Below are 13,215 nucleotides of genomic sequence, written 5' to 3' on the forward strand. Positions count from 1 at the left end.
CCGCGCGGCCATGGCACAGGCGTCCAAGGCTCATGCGCAAAGCTAGGCCGGAGACGTCAGGCCATTCAAGTCTTTGAAATGAGGCCAGCGGCCAAGGTCAGGCGATGGAGGTGCGCTCGAAATCGCCGGTTTCGCGATCCATGACCCACAACTCGCCGGCCGAGATGTCGAACCAGGCGCCGAACAGTTCCAGCCTGCCCTTCTGCTCCAGAATCTTCACACACGGGAAGGTGCGCAGATTGGCGATCGAGTAGCGGATCGAGATGCGCTCGAGGGCCGTCTGGCGTTCGGTCTGCGTCATCATCGTGTTGCTGGTCACAGTTTCGGCAGCCGGTGCCACAAGGCTCATCCACTTGCCTATGAAGTCGCCGGGCGACAGCGGCGCCATGTTGGGGTCGAGAGCTGCACGGATACCGCCGCAACGGCCGTGGCCCATGACGACGATGTTCTTGACTTTCAGCGCCTGCACGGCGAACTCGAGCGCCGCCGAGGTCGAATGGAACTCACCATCCGGCGAATAAGGCGGCACGAGATTGGCGACGTTGCGGACGACGAACAGCTCACCAGGGCCGGAATCGAAGATGGTTTCGGGTGCGGCACGAGAATCGCAGCAGGCAATGACCAGGGTCTCGGGCGACTGGCCTTCGCGCGCCAGGGACTTGTAACGGTCCGTCTCGGCCGCGTAGCGACCGTTCATGAAGTTGCGATAACCGGCGAGCAAAGTCTCGGGCAAGTGCGACATGAGCTTGGCCTTAAACAAAAAATGCCGGCGCGGCAAATGCAAATACGATGGCGACGCACTGCCGCCCTGCGGCATTGTTTCCCCATCGTCAGCCCCGCGGAGCAGCGCTTTACCGCAAGGCAAGTTGCGCTATGCTGCCGCTAGGGCAACCCACTTGCCGCGCGACGTCGATCATGCCGCGCCAACCGGCCTTCGCGCCGGCATTTAGCCGCCCCAGCCACAAGGAGATGTCATGCGCCTGCTCCTTTTCACCCTCTCGACCGCCATTCTTCTGGTCGCCAGTGCCGGCGGGCCGACAGCGATCACTCGCGCCCAAGCCCAGGAATGCACCGGTGAAAACTGTCCGCAGCCGGGCGGCCAGGGCAGCGGCCACGACTGCGAGCACAAGAAGGAAAATACGGTCAGCTGAACGACGGGCCAGCGAAATGCCTCAGGGCGAGCAGGCAATAGACAAGGCCCAGTCTGGAGTGAAGTGACCTGACTGCATTGGTGCGGGAAAATGGCGCGCCCGAAAGGATTCGAACCTCTGACCCCCAGATTCGTAGTCTGGTGCTCTATCCAGCTGAGCTACGGGCGCGCAACAGGCCATCAAGGAAACGGCCGGGACGCTCCGATCAATCGACCGCAGCGACCGGCGCTAACTAGCCGCTGACTTGGCGAATTGCAAGCCGCCCTGTTCAAACTTTCTGGGAAAAGCTGTCGGCGCCCCGTGACGCAACGAGAGGCGCTTGCGGCAGGCAGGCTCCAGCTTCATCGATCGGCTGGCGGCGCTACCGCTGCTGAACAGCCTTGTGCCATTGTCGAGGCCAGCGCGGCACCTTGCATGCCCTTGATGCCGTCCAGCGCAGCAACAGTCATGGCAGCGATGCCGTCAGGCGCTCTGCTGGCGCGAGCAGCAGGCAGACGAAACAACAATTGGTTTCATGACACTGGCGATGCTGGAATGGGCATTGCGCCGATGCGAAGACTTGAAGCGCGGAGCCGCTAACCTGGATTACCGACGACGACCACGGGCACCTGCGCGGAGACTGGTGGCCGTCCGGATGGGAGAGGCAGTGCGCTCCAGCCACTCCTGGTTCTTAGTCACCCATGGTGGCACCTGGTTTAGACGTCGACGTACCCGGGCGGGCAAGTCCTACTCCTCAACCTCATCGAGTTGGTGGCGCAGCAAATCCGACGCGGCATAAAGATGACCGACCTCTAGCCAGGCCAGGAGACTTGAGACGTTGCGGCTTGGAAGATGGCGCGCCCGAAAGGATTCGAACCTCTGACCCCCAGATTCGTAGTCTGGTGCTCTATCCAGCTGAGCTACGGGCGCGCATCAGGCCGAATGAACGGCCAACACGTTGCGGTCAATCGACTGCAGCGACCGGCGCTACCTAACGGCTCGAATTGGGAAATGCAAGCCGCCGCCGGCAAAGTTTTTTGATCAGGCCGGACGGCGCATGCCCTGGCGCGCCTCATCGAGGCGAACCGGCTGATCGGGAATGGTGACGGCAAACACTGTGCGACCGCCGGCGCTCTCGACAAGCTCCAACTGGCCGCCATGGGCACGCACCAGCTCGTAGGCGATAGCGAGGCCAAGACCGGTGCCGCCGCTGCGGGCCGAGCCGCGGAAGGCGGCAAACAGGTTCTCGCGCGCCTTTTGCGGCAGGCCAGGGCCGGTATCGGCAACCAGGATGCGGCTGACGCTGCCCTCACGCTCGGCATAGACGGTCAGGCGATTGACGATGGCGCTGTCGGCGGCACCCGCCATGGCCTGCACGGCGTTACGGCACAGATTGGTCAGCACCCTGAATAGTTGGTCGGGATCGGCCTCGATCTCGAATTCGGTATCGACGGCATTGAAGAATTCGATGCCCTGCTCGGCCTCGAGGCCGAGCAGGCCGTGGACGTCATCGACCAGTTGGCTCAGCCGCAGGCGTCGGCGCGCCGGCGCCGGCTCCTGGGCGCGGCCGTAGGACAGCACGTTCTCGGAATAGGCGACCGCCCGGTCGAGCGTCCTCAGCAGCTTCGGCGCAAAAGCCTGCACGGCAGGATCCTTGACCATGCGCAAGCGGTCGGACATCAGCTGCGCCGAGGCCAGGATGTTGCGCATGTCGTGGTTGATCTTCGATACGGCAAGACCAAGGTCGGCGAGATGCTTCTGTTCGTGCAGCATCCGCTGCAGATGCGTCTGCATCGCCGCCAGTTCGCGCTCGGCGAGCCCGATCTCGTCGGAGCGGGCTTCGGGCACGATGACGCCGGCGGGATTGTCCGGCGCATCGGAGAAGGTCAGCATCGAGCGTGTCATGGTGCGGATGGGCCTGATCATGATGCGGTCGATGGCGGCATAGACGAGTGCCGCGGTGAACAGCGAGATCAGCAGCGAGACGAAGACGATGTAGCGCGCATTGGCGAGCATGGCGCGGTGCAGCCGATAGTCCGGGATGACGAGTTCGAACTCCTTGGCGCTCTCGCCGACCCGGCCATAGACGCGAAGCATGCGGTTGCCGCCGAACAGCAGCGTGTCGATGGCGTCGGGCATCGAGTCCAGCACGCCTTCCTTGGCGATGTCGATATGCTCGTCGACTTCGGGCGGCATGTCGGCGACGACAAGCAGGCGGGACACGCCGCCATCGCGAACGGCGATCGCCTTGGCGCCGATCGCCGCCAGCACGTCGTTCTGGGCGGCGCGGGAAAGTGTGGTCGGGTCGCCCTGTACCAGGATCGTGGCGACGGCGGCTGCAGTGGCCAGACGCTCTTCGAGCCAGCGAATGCGGAAGCTTGCGACCGAGGGCAGGAAGAACAGCACTTCGGCGAAGAGTACGAAGGCGATGGTCAGCAGCAGCAGCTTGGCCGACAGGCCGCGCGAAAGCGGAACCGCACGGTCCGCCTGTTTTCCGGGAAATACACCGGTATCGGCTGCTTCAGTCATGCTGTTCTTTGCTGCGAGGCCAGTGCGAGAATGATGCGCTTCGGACTAAAATGAGCACGAACTGCCTTGCATCCCCTTTATGGCAAAGATAGGCGATCACAACGCAGTTGCAAATTCCGCACTGCAAAATGTCAGAGCCGGGACGCTATCCCCTGTCTGCTGCTGACAGCAGGAATCAACCTTCGGTGGCGCCGGCACGGGCGGATTGACTTCGCGGTACCTTCTTTCTATAAGCCCGCACACGCTCGGGACCCGCTTCCGTCGCGGTTTTTGATCGCGTCGAAGCAAGCTGAGCCAAGCTCCTGTTACAAAGTGACAGAATCAAGAAGGGCCGCACGCCGCGGTGTAAAAACAAATGAAGCGTACCTATCAGCCGTCCAAACTCGTCCGTAAGCGCCGTCATGGTTTCCGTGCTCGCATGGCAACCAAGGGTGGTCGCGGCGTCGTCGCAGCTCGCCGCAACCGCGGCCGCAAGCGGCTTTCCGCCTAAGCCATAGGCGGGAACCTTGCCCGCTGACGGCAAGCCAGAGGGGTCTGCTCCGCATGGACGCGGCCCCGAACGGCTTCTGAAAAGAAAACAGTTTCTGGCCGTCCGCCGCGGTGACAAGCGGCGCGGGCGGTTTTTTCTCGTCGAGGTTCTGGATCGCGACGACAGTGCGGGGCCGCGGGTCGGCTACACCGTCACCAAGAAAGTCGGCAACGCGGTTGTCCGCAATCGCGTCAAGCGGCGCCTCAGGGAAGCCGTTCGTACACATGCCGCAGGTGACATGGCCGCCGGCAAAGACTATGTGATCGTCGGGCGCGAAGACGTGCTCACCGCCCCCTTCGGCCAGATAACGGCCGAACTTTCTCGGCGTATTCGCGGAACGCGATAAGGGCTTTCGATGGAAAACAACCGTAACTTCTTCATCACCATCGCCTTGTCGGTGCTGATCCTGACGCTCTGGCAGGTGTTCTACATGAACCCGCGCGTCGAATCGCAGCGCGAAGCCGCGCGCATCGAGGCCGAGCGCGTGGCTCAGCAGACGCCGGCCGCGCAGCCCGGTGCCGCACCGGGCGCTGGCGCCAGCATGCCCGCGACGCCTCAGGCCGGTGTCCCCGGCGCACCGACGACCCAGGTCGCCGTGGCCGACCGCGCCCAGGCGCTCGCGGCTTCCGGCCGCATCCCGGTCGACACGCCAAGCCTCAAGGGCTCGATCAACCTGACCGGCGCGCGCATCGACGACATCAGCCTCAAACACTATCGCGTCACGGTCGAACCGAATTCGCCTGTCATCGAGCTTTTGAACCCGCAGGCCCTGCCCTCCGGCTTCTACAGCGAGATCGGCTTCGTCGGCTCCGAAGCCACGGGCGCCGTGCCCGGGCCCGATACCGTCTGGACGGCAGAGGCCAATGCCACGCTGACGCCGGCAACCCCTGTCACGCTGACCTACACCAACGACAAGAACCTGACTTTCAAGCGCACCATCGCCGTCGACCAGAACTACATGTTCACGGTGACCGACACGGTCACCAACGCCGGCGCCGCCGACGTCGCGGTTTCGAATTACGGCCGCCTGACCCGCTTCGACAAGCCGCTGCATGCCTCGACCTACGTGCTGCACGAAGGCCTGATCGGCGTCACCGGCACGGAAGGCCTGCAGGAGATCAAGTACTCGACGATCGAGGAGGACAAGCAGATCCTGCCCGGCAAGTCGACCAACGGCTGGCTCGGCATCACCGACAAGTACTGGGCCGCGTCCCTGGTGCCTTCGGCCAAGCAGCCGTTCCAGCCGCGCTTCTCCTATTTCGCGGACGGCCGCCCACGCTACCAGGCCGACTTCATGACCGACCCGATCACGGTCGCGGCTGGCCAGTCAGCCACCGTCGAAACACTGGTCTTCGCCGGTGCGAAGGAAGTGGCCAAGATCAACGCCTATGAAGCGGACCGCCAGATCCGCCAGTTCAACCTCTTGATCGACTGGGGCTGGTTCTATTTCATCACCAAGCCGATGTTCTGGCTCATCGACACGCTCTACAAGTTGCTCGGCAATTTCGGTCTGGCGATCCTCGCCACCACCGTCATCGTCAAGGCCATCTTCTTCCCGCTCGCCAACAAGTCGTACAAGTCGATGGCGAACATGAAGATGGTGCAGCCCAAGATGCTGGAAATCCGCGAGAAATACGCGGATGACAAGATGAAGCAGCAGCAGGCGATGATGGAGCTGTACAAGACCGAGAAGATCAACCCGCTGGCCGGTTGCTGGCCGGTGCTGATCCAGATCCCGGTGTTCTTCGCGCTCTACAAGGTGCTCTACGTCACCATCGAAATGCGCCATGCACCGTTCTTCGGCTGGATCCACGACCTGGCCGCTCCGGATCCGACCTCGCTGTTCAACCTGTTCGGCCTGCTGCCCTGGGGCGTTCCCGCCTTCCTCATGATCGGCGTCTGGCCGCTGATCATGGGGGTCACCATGTTCCTGCAGATGCGCATGAACCCGACGCCTCCGGATCCGACCCAGGCGATGATCTTCACCTGGATGCCGATCCTGTTCACCTTCATGCTGGCATCGTTCCCGGCGGGCCTTGTCATCTACTGGGCGTGGAACAACTCCCTGTCGATCCTGCAGCAGGGCGTGATCATGAAGCGCCAGGGCGCCAAGATCGAGCTCTGGGACAATCTGATGGCATTGTTCAAGAAGAAACCGACACCGGCCGAATAGCCGGACCGTCGAGACGAACCGAAGAGCCCCGGAAACTCCGGGGCTTTTCGCATTGAGGACTCTGAATTTTCTTCAACCGAGGGCTGAAACTTTTTTCCTGCTTGCTGCGTAGCTGAGCAATGCCTCTCAAGCATCAGCCTGCGGGGTGGCGGTCTCTGACCATCCCCCCCGGTCAGAATTGAACCGTCTCGGCAAAGGCCGGGGTTCTGCAAGCCCTTGCGGAACCCCGGTTTGCAGCTCGGCCGAACAAGCCGGCCCTTCAGCTATCCAAGAACCACATGTTCCAAGATCATCGCACCCGATGTCTTCGTCGCGGATCGCGCTATACTGGTAGGGAGGTGTATCAATGGGGACGAAATGCCATGCATGGACCTAACCCTTCGCTCAAGCACCCGATCCCGATGCACAAGCGTGTCGGCTTCCTCAAGTCGCTCGTCGACGCCGAAAACATCGAGATCGGCGATTTCACCTACTACGACGATCCCGACGGACCCGATCTGTTCCAGCAGAAATGCGTGCTTCACCACTACCCTTTCATCGGCGACAAGCTGATCATCGGCAAGTTCTGCGCGATCGCCGAAGGCGCGCGCTTCATCATGAACGGCGCCAATCACGCCATGTCCGGCTTTTCGACCTATCCGTTCAACATTTTCGGCCATGGCTGGGAGGAAGGCTTCGACCTTGCCACCTGGCAGCAGGAGGTCCGCGGCGACACGGTGCTCGGCAATGATGTCTGGATCGGCATGGAAGCGGTGATCCTGCCGGGGGTTCATATCGGCCACGGCGCCATCATTGCTGCGAAATCGGTTGTCAGCAGACACGTACCGCCTTATGCGATCGTAGCCGGCAATCCTTCCGTCGTGGTCAAGAAGCGTTTCGACGACAAGACCATCGAACGGCTTCTGACGATTGCCTGGTGGGATTGGCCGGTGGACAAGATCGGCCGCAACCTCAAGGCCATTCGCGGCTCGGATATTTCTCTGCTGGAGGCAGCGGCTTGAACGAACATACGACCAATCGCACGGTGGATGCCGAGCTCTTCAAGCGCCCGTGGGTTTTCATCCGCGGCGTGCCGTCCATGAAGTTCCTGCCGCCGGAAGGGCCACCGGAGATCGCCTTCGCCGGCCGTTCGAATGTCGGCAAGTCGTCGCTGATCAACGCACTGGTTCGCCACAGCGGCCTGGCCCGCACCTCGAACACGCCGGGGCGCACGCAGGAGCTCAATTACTTCGTCCCGGATGGCTTTTCCGGCGAGGCAGGCGACCTGCCGCCGATGGCGCTGGTCGACATGCCCGGCTACGGCTACGCCCAGGCGCCGAAGGAACAGGTCGACGCGTGGACAAAGCTGGTGTTCGACTATCTGCGCGGCCGGGTGACGCTCAAGCGCGTCTACCTGCTGATCGATTCCCGCCACGGCATCAAGAAGAACGACGAGGAGGTTTTGACCCTGCTCGACAAGGCCGCGATCTCCTACCAGATCGTCTTGACCAAGACTGACAAGATCAAGGCCGCAGGCGTGCAGCCGCTGATCGAAGACACATTGCTCAAGATCAAGAAACGCGCCGCCGCCTTCCCGACCGTTCTTGCGACCTCGTCCGAGAAGAACGAAGGCCTGGACGAACTGCGCGCGGCGATCGCGCTGGTGGTCAACGGCGGCTGATCAGGGCCGCCATCGCATGTTGCCTGAGGCAACCGGCCTCAGGCCTGCGTCACTTCGTGGACGACCTGGTAGTAGGCCGGCGTCACGCTTTCGATCAGTGGCCCGACCTTGGCGATGTGTTCGGCGAAGCCTTGCGTCTGATGAACCCGCTGATGATCGGCAACCGTGTCGAAGGTGCTGATCATGATCGCCGTATTGCCGTCGATCGCCCGGTGCAGCCGGCTGCCGCGCCAGCCCGGGACATTGCCTATCGAACGGTCCAGGTTGATCTTCTGCAACGCGATGAACTCGTCCAGCTTGCCCGGCTTCAGGGTGAAGATGTTGACGAACGCCACCGGGCCGTTCTGATCGTTCTCTATATTCTGGATCATTTCCGCTCTCCTTTTTCCATTCGGGATTTCGTGAGAGCGCATTGATGCAACCTCAATATATCTTGAGGTCAAGGGGATTTTTCGAGAAAAGGTCAGGCCGCGGCAGGGCGGAACGTCAGTGCCAGCCCATTGATGCAATGGCGCTTTCCGGTCGGAGGTGGCCCGTCGTCGAAGATGTGGCCGAAATGACCGCCGCAGCGGCGGCAATGAACTTCGGTGCGGGTCATCATCAGCGAGGTATCGACATTGGTGCCGATCGAATTGGGGAGCGCATCCCAGAAGCTCGGCCAGCCGGTGCCGGAATCGAACTTGGTAGCGGACGAATAGGCGGCCAGGTCACAGCCGGCGCAGTTGAAGGTGCCTTTGCGGTGCTCGTTGAGCAGCGGGCTCGACCCCGGCGGCTCGGTGTCCTCCTGGCGCAGCACGGCAAAGGCGGCGGGAGAAAGGATCGCGCGCCACTGGGCGTCGGTCTTGGTGACTTCGAAGTTTTCAGCCAATGCCTGGTCGGCGATGGTCAATCGCCTCGAGACGACGAAGCCGGCAAGAACGGCGATCGCGGCACTGCCCAGCAAGAATGTACGGCGGTCCATGGCATTTCTCCCAGCCGACCATAGGCCGGCGCCGCATCACGACGAAATCAACAGGGCTTGAGGGTTTGGCGCGAAAACCGACAAGCTTGCGCACAACAGGCCGCGCCCCGCAACGCTGACCGTTGCGGGGCGCTTTGCCGATTGCGCGCGCCTCAGGGAGCGACAGCGTCGCACAACCACGCTGCCCCCCGGGCTTACATCTTGGGCAGCAGAACCTTGTCGATGACATGGATAACGCCGTTCGACTGCTCGACATCGGCAATCGTGACATTGGCGACGTTGCCATTCTCATCGGTCACCGTGACCTTGCCGCCATCGGCCTTCAGCGTCAGTTCGCAGCCGCCTACGGTCTTGGCCTTGTGGGCGCCGCCATCATCGGCGACCATCTTGGTGACATCGGCAGCCATCGCCTTGGCGCCAACGACATGGCAGGTCAGGATCTTGGTCAGCTTGTCCTTGTTCTCGGGCTTGAGCAGGGTCTCGACCGTGCCGGCCGGAAGTGCGGCGAAGGCTTCGTTGGTCGGTGCGAAAACGGTGAACGGGCCCTTGCCCTGCAGCGTCTCGACCAGGCCGGCAGCCTTCACGGCAGCGACGAGCGTGGTGTGGTCCTTCGAATTGACCGCGTTTTCGACGATGTTCTTGTCGGCGAACATCGCGGCACCGCCAACCATCGGGTTTTCAGCATAGGCGAAGGTGGCGAGAGCGGAAAAGGCACCGGCGAGCAAAGCGAGAGAGATCTTACGCATATTGTAACTCCTTGGGTTGTTTCCCTAGATGGAAAGGCACAAGGAGTTACGGTACACGAAATTAGTTAGTTTCACTTTCTAGAGAAAAATATTTCATTTCTTTCAACTTAATCTTTGACAAACCTTATAGGTACGATCTTCACAGGGGAAAAGTTTCAGCCCGCCACAAATTCGAGCAAATTTTTCTGGATCAGATGTCGCGCAGATCGCCGGCGGCAACGACCGGACCGGTCGGCTGACCGGTCGGCGAGCCGCCCGTCGGCTCGAGACTGACGGCAAGCACGGCGCCTGCGGCGAGCTTGTCACGCATCGCCTGATCGACGTCGATATGGATCGTCGATCCGACCGGGATGACGCCCATCGAGACCGGAGCGTTGCTGCCCTCGATCATCCAGAGTTCGAAATCCCTGCCGGTGGCGCGCTCGCCGGAGACGTGCGAAAGGCCGATCTGGCCACTGCCAGCGTCGTACATCGCCATGTACTTGACGTCGCTGCCATCGGCAGCCAGCGAGGCGACCATGCGCTCCTGCGGCAATTGGGCCGGCGGATTGATGTAAGGAACAGCAATGTAGATGGACAGGGCTGCGACCGCCGCCGTTGCCAGGCCGCGCCAGAAGGCAAGGCTGGCCCACAGGCCCGCGGAGCCTTGCGCACTGGGTGCCGGCGACGTGGCGGTTCCCGAGAACAGCCTGCGGTCGATCGCCGGCTTCACCGAGGCCGGGGCCTCGATCTCCGGATAGGCCGCGGCGAGCGGGGAAAAATGCACTTCCCATTGATCGACCATGCGGGCGAAACCAGGCTCGCCGTCGATGCGGGCGCTGGCCTGACGCCGCTCGTCGGCAGGCAGGACGCCGAGAACGTATTCGGCAGCGACTAGGTCGTCGCCTCCACGTTCCTGTCCATTGTCTTGCGCGAGCGTCATCTTTCCAGACATTCCCTGAGTTTGAGCAGGCTGCGGCGCAGCCAGGTACGCATCGTGTTCAACGGCACGCCATGGCGGTCCGCGAGTTCGTTATAACTCTCCCCCTTGAGATAGGCACCGCGGACAGCGGCAGCCTTGTCCTTTTCAAGTTCCTCCAGGCAGCCATGGATGCGCTCGGCTTCACCGCCCGCCACTGCTGCAGCCTCTGGCCCCGGCCCCGGGTCCGCGACCTCGAGCGCCTCGTCGATCGCGAGAGGCGCCTGACGCCGCGCCCGTATGCGATCGATCGCATGATTGCGCGCGATTGCTACGAGCCACGAAATGGGGCTGAGATCAGAAACTGCGAAGCGGTCCGCTTTCGTCCAGATCTTGACGAAGACCTCTTGCAGCGCTTCCTCGGCATCTGCCCTGTCGTTCAATACACGCAGGCAGACGCCAAAAAGTTTCGCGCTCGTCTGCCGGTAGAGCAAATCGAAGGCCGCACGGTCCTTCATCGAGGTCCGAACAATCAGCTTTGTGATGTCGTGCGGGGTCATGCACGCCAAGTTACGTGGCGCGGAACTATTTGCAACTGCTGTTTAAAGGGCCGGGCGACATGCAACCATTTTCCGCCGCGCGCCAGCAAAACGGCTTTTGTGCCAAGGCCATCGAACCATTTGCCCCCTGCCCGGTTTCCGGTTAAGACCGCGCCGACCTTTTCCACCGATCCGGGACCATGCCGATGACGACGAACGTCGCCGCCACCGCCGAAATGCAGGCTGCCCTGCTCTCCGCGGCCTTGCCCTACATGCAGCGCTACGAAAACAAGACCGTCGTGGTGAAATATGGCGGCCACGCCATGGGCAATGTAGAGCTCGGCCGCGCCTTCGCCCGCGACATCGCCTTACTGAAGCAGTCCGGCGTCAACCCGATCGTCGTGCACGGCGGCGGCCCGCAGATCGGCGCCATGCTGACCAAGATGGGCATCGAATCGAAATTCGAGGGCGGCCTGCGCGTCACCGACCAGAAAACCGTCGAGATCGTCGAGATGGTTCTGGCCGGCTCGATCAACAAGGAGATCGTCGCCCTGATCAACGCCGAAGGCGAGTGGGCGATCGGCCTGTGCGGCAAGGACGGCAACATGGTCTTCGCCGAAAAGGCCAAGAAGACCATGGTCGACCCCGATTCGAACATCGAGAAGGTGATCGATCTCGGCTTCGTCGGCGAGCCGGTCGAAGTCGACCGCACGCTGCTCGACCTCTTGGCCCGTTCCGAAATGATCCCGGTGCTGGCGCCTGTCGCGCCCGGCCGCGACGGCCACACCTACAACATCAACGCCGATACCTTTGCGGGTGCCATCGCCGGTGCCGTCAAGGCGTCGCGCCTCTTGTTCCTGACCGACGTGCCCGGTGTGCTCGACAAGGACAAGAAACTCATCGACGAACTGACGGTTGCCGACGCCAAGGCGCTGATCAAGGACGGCACGATTTCGGGCGGCATGATCCCCAAGGTCGAGACCTGCATCGAGGCGATCGAGCGCGGCGTCGAAGGTGTCGTCATCCTCAACGGCAAGACGCCGCATTCGGTGCTGCTCGAGCTCTTTACCGAGCACGGCGCGGGAACGCTGATCGTTCCGTAAGCAGCAGGACTGACCTGCCCAGTGCGCAAAGACAGGCCGGCTTTTGCCGGCCTTGTCGTTTCAAGAGCAGGCCTCGTAATCACGAAGCCTTGAAGCGTTGCGACTTTCATTTTCCCTGCGTTGACACACACTGACCTCCGGGTCCCTCGGACGATGAACAATGCTGGCTGCGCTGGCGCTGATCCTTTGCACGGGTTGCGAACTGCCTGCCACGCCGACCATCGACGTGGACGACCGGACGGTGGATGTCGAACTGGTGCTGGCCGTCGACGTTTCGAGTTCGATGGACGAAGGCGAGTTTGCGCTTCAGCGCGCCGGCTACGTCAAGGCGCTGCGCCACCCCGACTTCATCAATGCCGTGCTGGCGGGCTCGCGCGGCCGCATCGCGGTGACCTATTTCGAGTGGGCGGGAAACGTGCGGCCAGAATCGGTGATCCCCTGGCAGATCATCGACGATGCCGCGAGCGCCAATGCCTTCGCTTCCGCCCTCGCCGTCAAGCCCATCGGCGGATCCGGCGGCACGTCGATCTCGAATGCGGTGGCATTCGGTGCCAACCTGCTGGAGCAAAATGTCTTCCGCGGAGAAAAGAAGGTCATCGACATTTCGGGCGACGGACCGAACAACCTCGGAGCGCCGGTAGAGGTCGCCCGCAACAATGCGGTTGCAAAGGGCATCGTCATCAACGGCCTGCCGATCCTCGTCCGGCCGACGGGCAGCCTGGAAGACATCGACCGCTATTACGCCGAATGCGTCACCGGCGGGCCGGGCTCGTTCGTGCTGCCGATCCACCTCGCATCCGAGTTCGTCACGGCCATCCGCCGCAAGCTCGTGCTCGAAGTCGGCGGCATCGCGGATGCACCCGGCGTGCTGAAAATCCAGGCCTCGAAACCCGTCAACTGTCTCGTTGGCGAGCGCTACCCGCTCACCTATCCCGATCCCTAGTCGC

15 protein-coding genes and 2 tRNA genes are annotated in these 13,215 nt (G+C 62.2%); 8 read left to right on the forward strand and 9 right to left on the reverse strand.

Translation table 11 applies throughout. The features are described from left to right. Positions 1 to 97: 97 nt before the first annotated feature. Positions 98 to 742, reverse strand: coding sequence for a carbonic anhydrase (locus SLT36_RS27540; RefSeq protein WP_115733430.1), 645 nt, complete (start codon positions 740 to 742; stop codon positions 98 to 100). 232 nt (positions 743 to 974) lie between these two features. On the opposite strand from SLT36_RS27540, the gene SLT36_RS27545 reads away from it, so the two are divergent. Beyond that, on the forward strand, positions 975 to 1,151 hold the full coding sequence (locus SLT36_RS27545; RefSeq protein WP_432285132.1) for a hypothetical protein: 177 nt from the start codon (positions 975 to 977) through the stop codon (positions 1,149 to 1,151). A 91-nt stretch (positions 1,152 to 1,242) separates the two neighbouring features. On the opposite strand, the gene SLT36_RS27550 is transcribed toward SLT36_RS27545, so the two are convergent. From SLT36_RS27550 to SLT36_RS27560, 3 genes are all read right to left on the reverse strand, one after another. Further along, positions 1,243 to 1,319: transfer RNA gene (locus SLT36_RS27550), tRNA-Arg, on the reverse strand. Between the two features lie 664 nt (positions 1,320 to 1,983). Next, positions 1,984 to 2,060 (reverse strand) — tRNA-Arg (locus tag SLT36_RS27555). A 111-nt stretch (positions 2,061 to 2,171) separates the two neighbouring features. Beyond that, positions 2,172 to 3,659: a sensor histidine kinase gene (locus tag SLT36_RS27560; protein ID WP_432285133.1), complete on the reverse strand. Its 1,488-nt coding sequence runs from the start codon at positions 3,657 to 3,659 to the stop codon at positions 2,172 to 2,174. A gap of 355 nt (positions 3,660 to 4,014) precedes the next feature. Here SLT36_RS27560 and rpmH point away from each other — a divergent pair, with 355 nt between their 5' ends. The 5 genes from rpmH (at position 4,015) to yihA (ending at position 8,021) form a co-directional block, all read left to right on the forward strand. After that, positions 4,015 to 4,149, forward strand: coding sequence for a 50S ribosomal protein L34 (gene rpmH, locus SLT36_RS27565; RefSeq protein ID WP_008833937.1), 135 nt, complete (start codon positions 4,015 to 4,017; stop codon positions 4,147 to 4,149). A gap of 16 nt (positions 4,150 to 4,165) precedes the next feature. Then, entirely contained in the window at positions 4,166 to 4,534 is a 369-nt protein-coding gene (gene rnpA / locus SLT36_RS27570; protein WP_067965606.1) for a ribonuclease P protein component, read from the forward strand. A gap of 9 nt (positions 4,535 to 4,543) precedes the next feature. Further along, entirely contained in the window at positions 4,544 to 6,361 is a 1,818-nt protein-coding gene (gene yidC, locus SLT36_RS27575; RefSeq protein ID WP_432285134.1) for a membrane protein insertase YidC, read from the forward strand. A 362-nt stretch (positions 6,362 to 6,723) separates the two neighbouring features. Beyond that, a complete protein-coding gene (locus SLT36_RS27580; RefSeq protein WP_432285135.1) occupies positions 6,724 to 7,362 on the forward strand; it encodes a CatB-related O-acetyltransferase in 639 nt (212 codons plus the stop codon). Further along, positions 7,359 to 8,021, forward strand: coding sequence for a ribosome biogenesis GTP-binding protein YihA/YsxC (gene yihA, locus SLT36_RS27585; protein ID WP_067965613.1), 663 nt, complete (start codon positions 7,359 to 7,361; stop codon positions 8,019 to 8,021). The genes SLT36_RS27580 and yihA overlap by 4 nt, the downstream gene beginning before the upstream one ends. 38 nt (positions 8,022 to 8,059) lie before the next feature. Here the strand turns inward: yihA and SLT36_RS27590 are convergent, their stop codons facing one another. The 5 genes from SLT36_RS27590 to SLT36_RS27610 all read right to left on the reverse strand — a co-directional run bounded on the left by SLT36_RS27590 (position 8,060) and on the right by SLT36_RS27610 (position 11,186). Next, on the reverse strand, positions 8,060 to 8,392 hold the full coding sequence (locus tag SLT36_RS27590) for an antibiotic biosynthesis monooxygenase family protein (protein WP_432285136.1): 333 nt from the start codon (positions 8,390 to 8,392) through the stop codon (positions 8,060 to 8,062). A gap of 92 nt (positions 8,393 to 8,484) precedes the next feature. Continuing rightward, entirely contained in the window at positions 8,485 to 8,982 is a 498-nt protein-coding gene (msrB, locus tag SLT36_RS27595) for a peptide-methionine (R)-S-oxide reductase MsrB (RefSeq protein ID WP_432285137.1), read from the reverse strand. A gap of 194 nt (positions 8,983 to 9,176) precedes the next feature. Next, positions 9,177 to 9,728 carry a fasciclin domain-containing protein gene (locus SLT36_RS27600; RefSeq protein ID WP_432285138.1) on the reverse strand — a complete coding sequence of 184 codons (552 nt, stop codon included), beginning with the start codon at positions 9,726 to 9,728 and terminating at the stop codon, positions 9,177 to 9,179. Between the two features lie 190 nt (positions 9,729 to 9,918). Next, a complete protein-coding gene (locus SLT36_RS27605) occupies positions 9,919 to 10,650 on the reverse strand; it encodes an anti-sigma factor (RefSeq protein WP_432285139.1) in 732 nt (243 codons plus the stop codon). After that, entirely contained in the window at positions 10,647 to 11,186 is a 540-nt protein-coding gene (locus SLT36_RS27610; protein ID WP_432285140.1) for a sigma-70 family RNA polymerase sigma factor, read from the reverse strand. The genes SLT36_RS27605 and SLT36_RS27610 overlap by 4 nt, the downstream gene beginning before the upstream one ends. A gap of 179 nt (positions 11,187 to 11,365) precedes the next feature. Here SLT36_RS27610 and argB point away from each other — a divergent pair, with 179 nt between their 5' ends. Beyond that, complete coding sequence (gene argB / locus SLT36_RS27615) at positions 11,366 to 12,268, forward strand: acetylglutamate kinase (RefSeq protein ID WP_172582946.1); 903 nt, start codon at positions 11,366 to 11,368, stop codon at positions 12,266 to 12,268. Positions 12,269 to 12,428: 160 nt separating this feature from the next. Next, a complete protein-coding gene (locus tag SLT36_RS27620; protein WP_432285141.1) occupies positions 12,429 to 13,211 on the forward strand; it encodes a DUF1194 domain-containing protein in 783 nt (260 codons plus the stop codon). The last annotated feature ends 4 nt before the right edge of the window (positions 13,212 to 13,215 follow it).

Origin of the sequence: Aminobacter sp. BA135 (assembly GCF_050859125.1) — a bacterium.
GTDB classification, from domain to species: domain Bacteria; phylum Pseudomonadota; class Alphaproteobacteria; order Rhizobiales; family Rhizobiaceae; genus Aminobacter; species Aminobacter ciceronei.

Excerpts from the sequence above, each read along its gene's own strand:
- SLT36_RS27540 (WP_115733430.1), bottom strand. The coding sequence starts at position 742 with ATGTCGCACTTGCCCGAGACTTTGCTCGCCGGTTATCGCAACTTCATG.
- SLT36_RS27545 (WP_432285132.1), top strand. The coding sequence starts at position 975 with ATGCGCCTGCTCCTTTTCACCCTCTCGACCGCCATTCTTCTGGTCGCC.
- SLT36_RS27560 (WP_432285133.1), bottom strand. The coding sequence starts at position 3,659 with ATGACTGAAGCAGCCGATACCGGTGTATTTCCCGGAAAACAGGCGGAC.
- rpmH (WP_008833937.1), top strand. The coding sequence starts at position 4,015 with ATGAAGCGTACCTATCAGCCGTCCAAACTCGTCCGTAAGCGCCGTCAT.
- yidC (WP_432285134.1), top strand. The coding sequence starts at position 4,544 with ATGGAAAACAACCGTAACTTCTTCATCACCATCGCCTTGTCGGTGCTG.
- SLT36_RS27580 (WP_432285135.1), top strand. The coding sequence starts at position 6,724 with ATGCATGGACCTAACCCTTCGCTCAAGCACCCGATCCCGATGCACAAG.
- SLT36_RS27590 (WP_432285136.1), bottom strand. The coding sequence starts at position 8,392 with ATGATCCAGAATATAGAGAACGATCAGAACGGCCCGGTGGCGTTCGTC.
- msrB (WP_432285137.1), bottom strand. The coding sequence starts at position 8,982 with ATGGACCGCCGTACATTCTTGCTGGGCAGTGCCGCGATCGCCGTTCTT.
- SLT36_RS27600 (WP_432285138.1), bottom strand. The coding sequence starts at position 9,728 with ATGCGTAAGATCTCTCTCGCTTTGCTCGCCGGTGCCTTTTCCGCTCTC.
- SLT36_RS27605 (WP_432285139.1), bottom strand. The coding sequence starts at position 10,650 with ATGACGCTCGCGCAAGACAATGGACAGGAACGTGGAGGCGACGACCTA.
- SLT36_RS27610 (WP_432285140.1), bottom strand. The coding sequence starts at position 11,186 with ATGACCCCGCACGACATCACAAAGCTGATTGTTCGGACCTCGATGAAG.
- argB (WP_172582946.1), top strand. The coding sequence starts at position 11,366 with ATGCCGATGACGACGAACGTCGCCGCCACCGCCGAAATGCAGGCTGCC.
- SLT36_RS27620 (WP_432285141.1), top strand. The coding sequence starts at position 12,429 with ATGCTGGCTGCGCTGGCGCTGATCCTTTGCACGGGTTGCGAACTGCCT.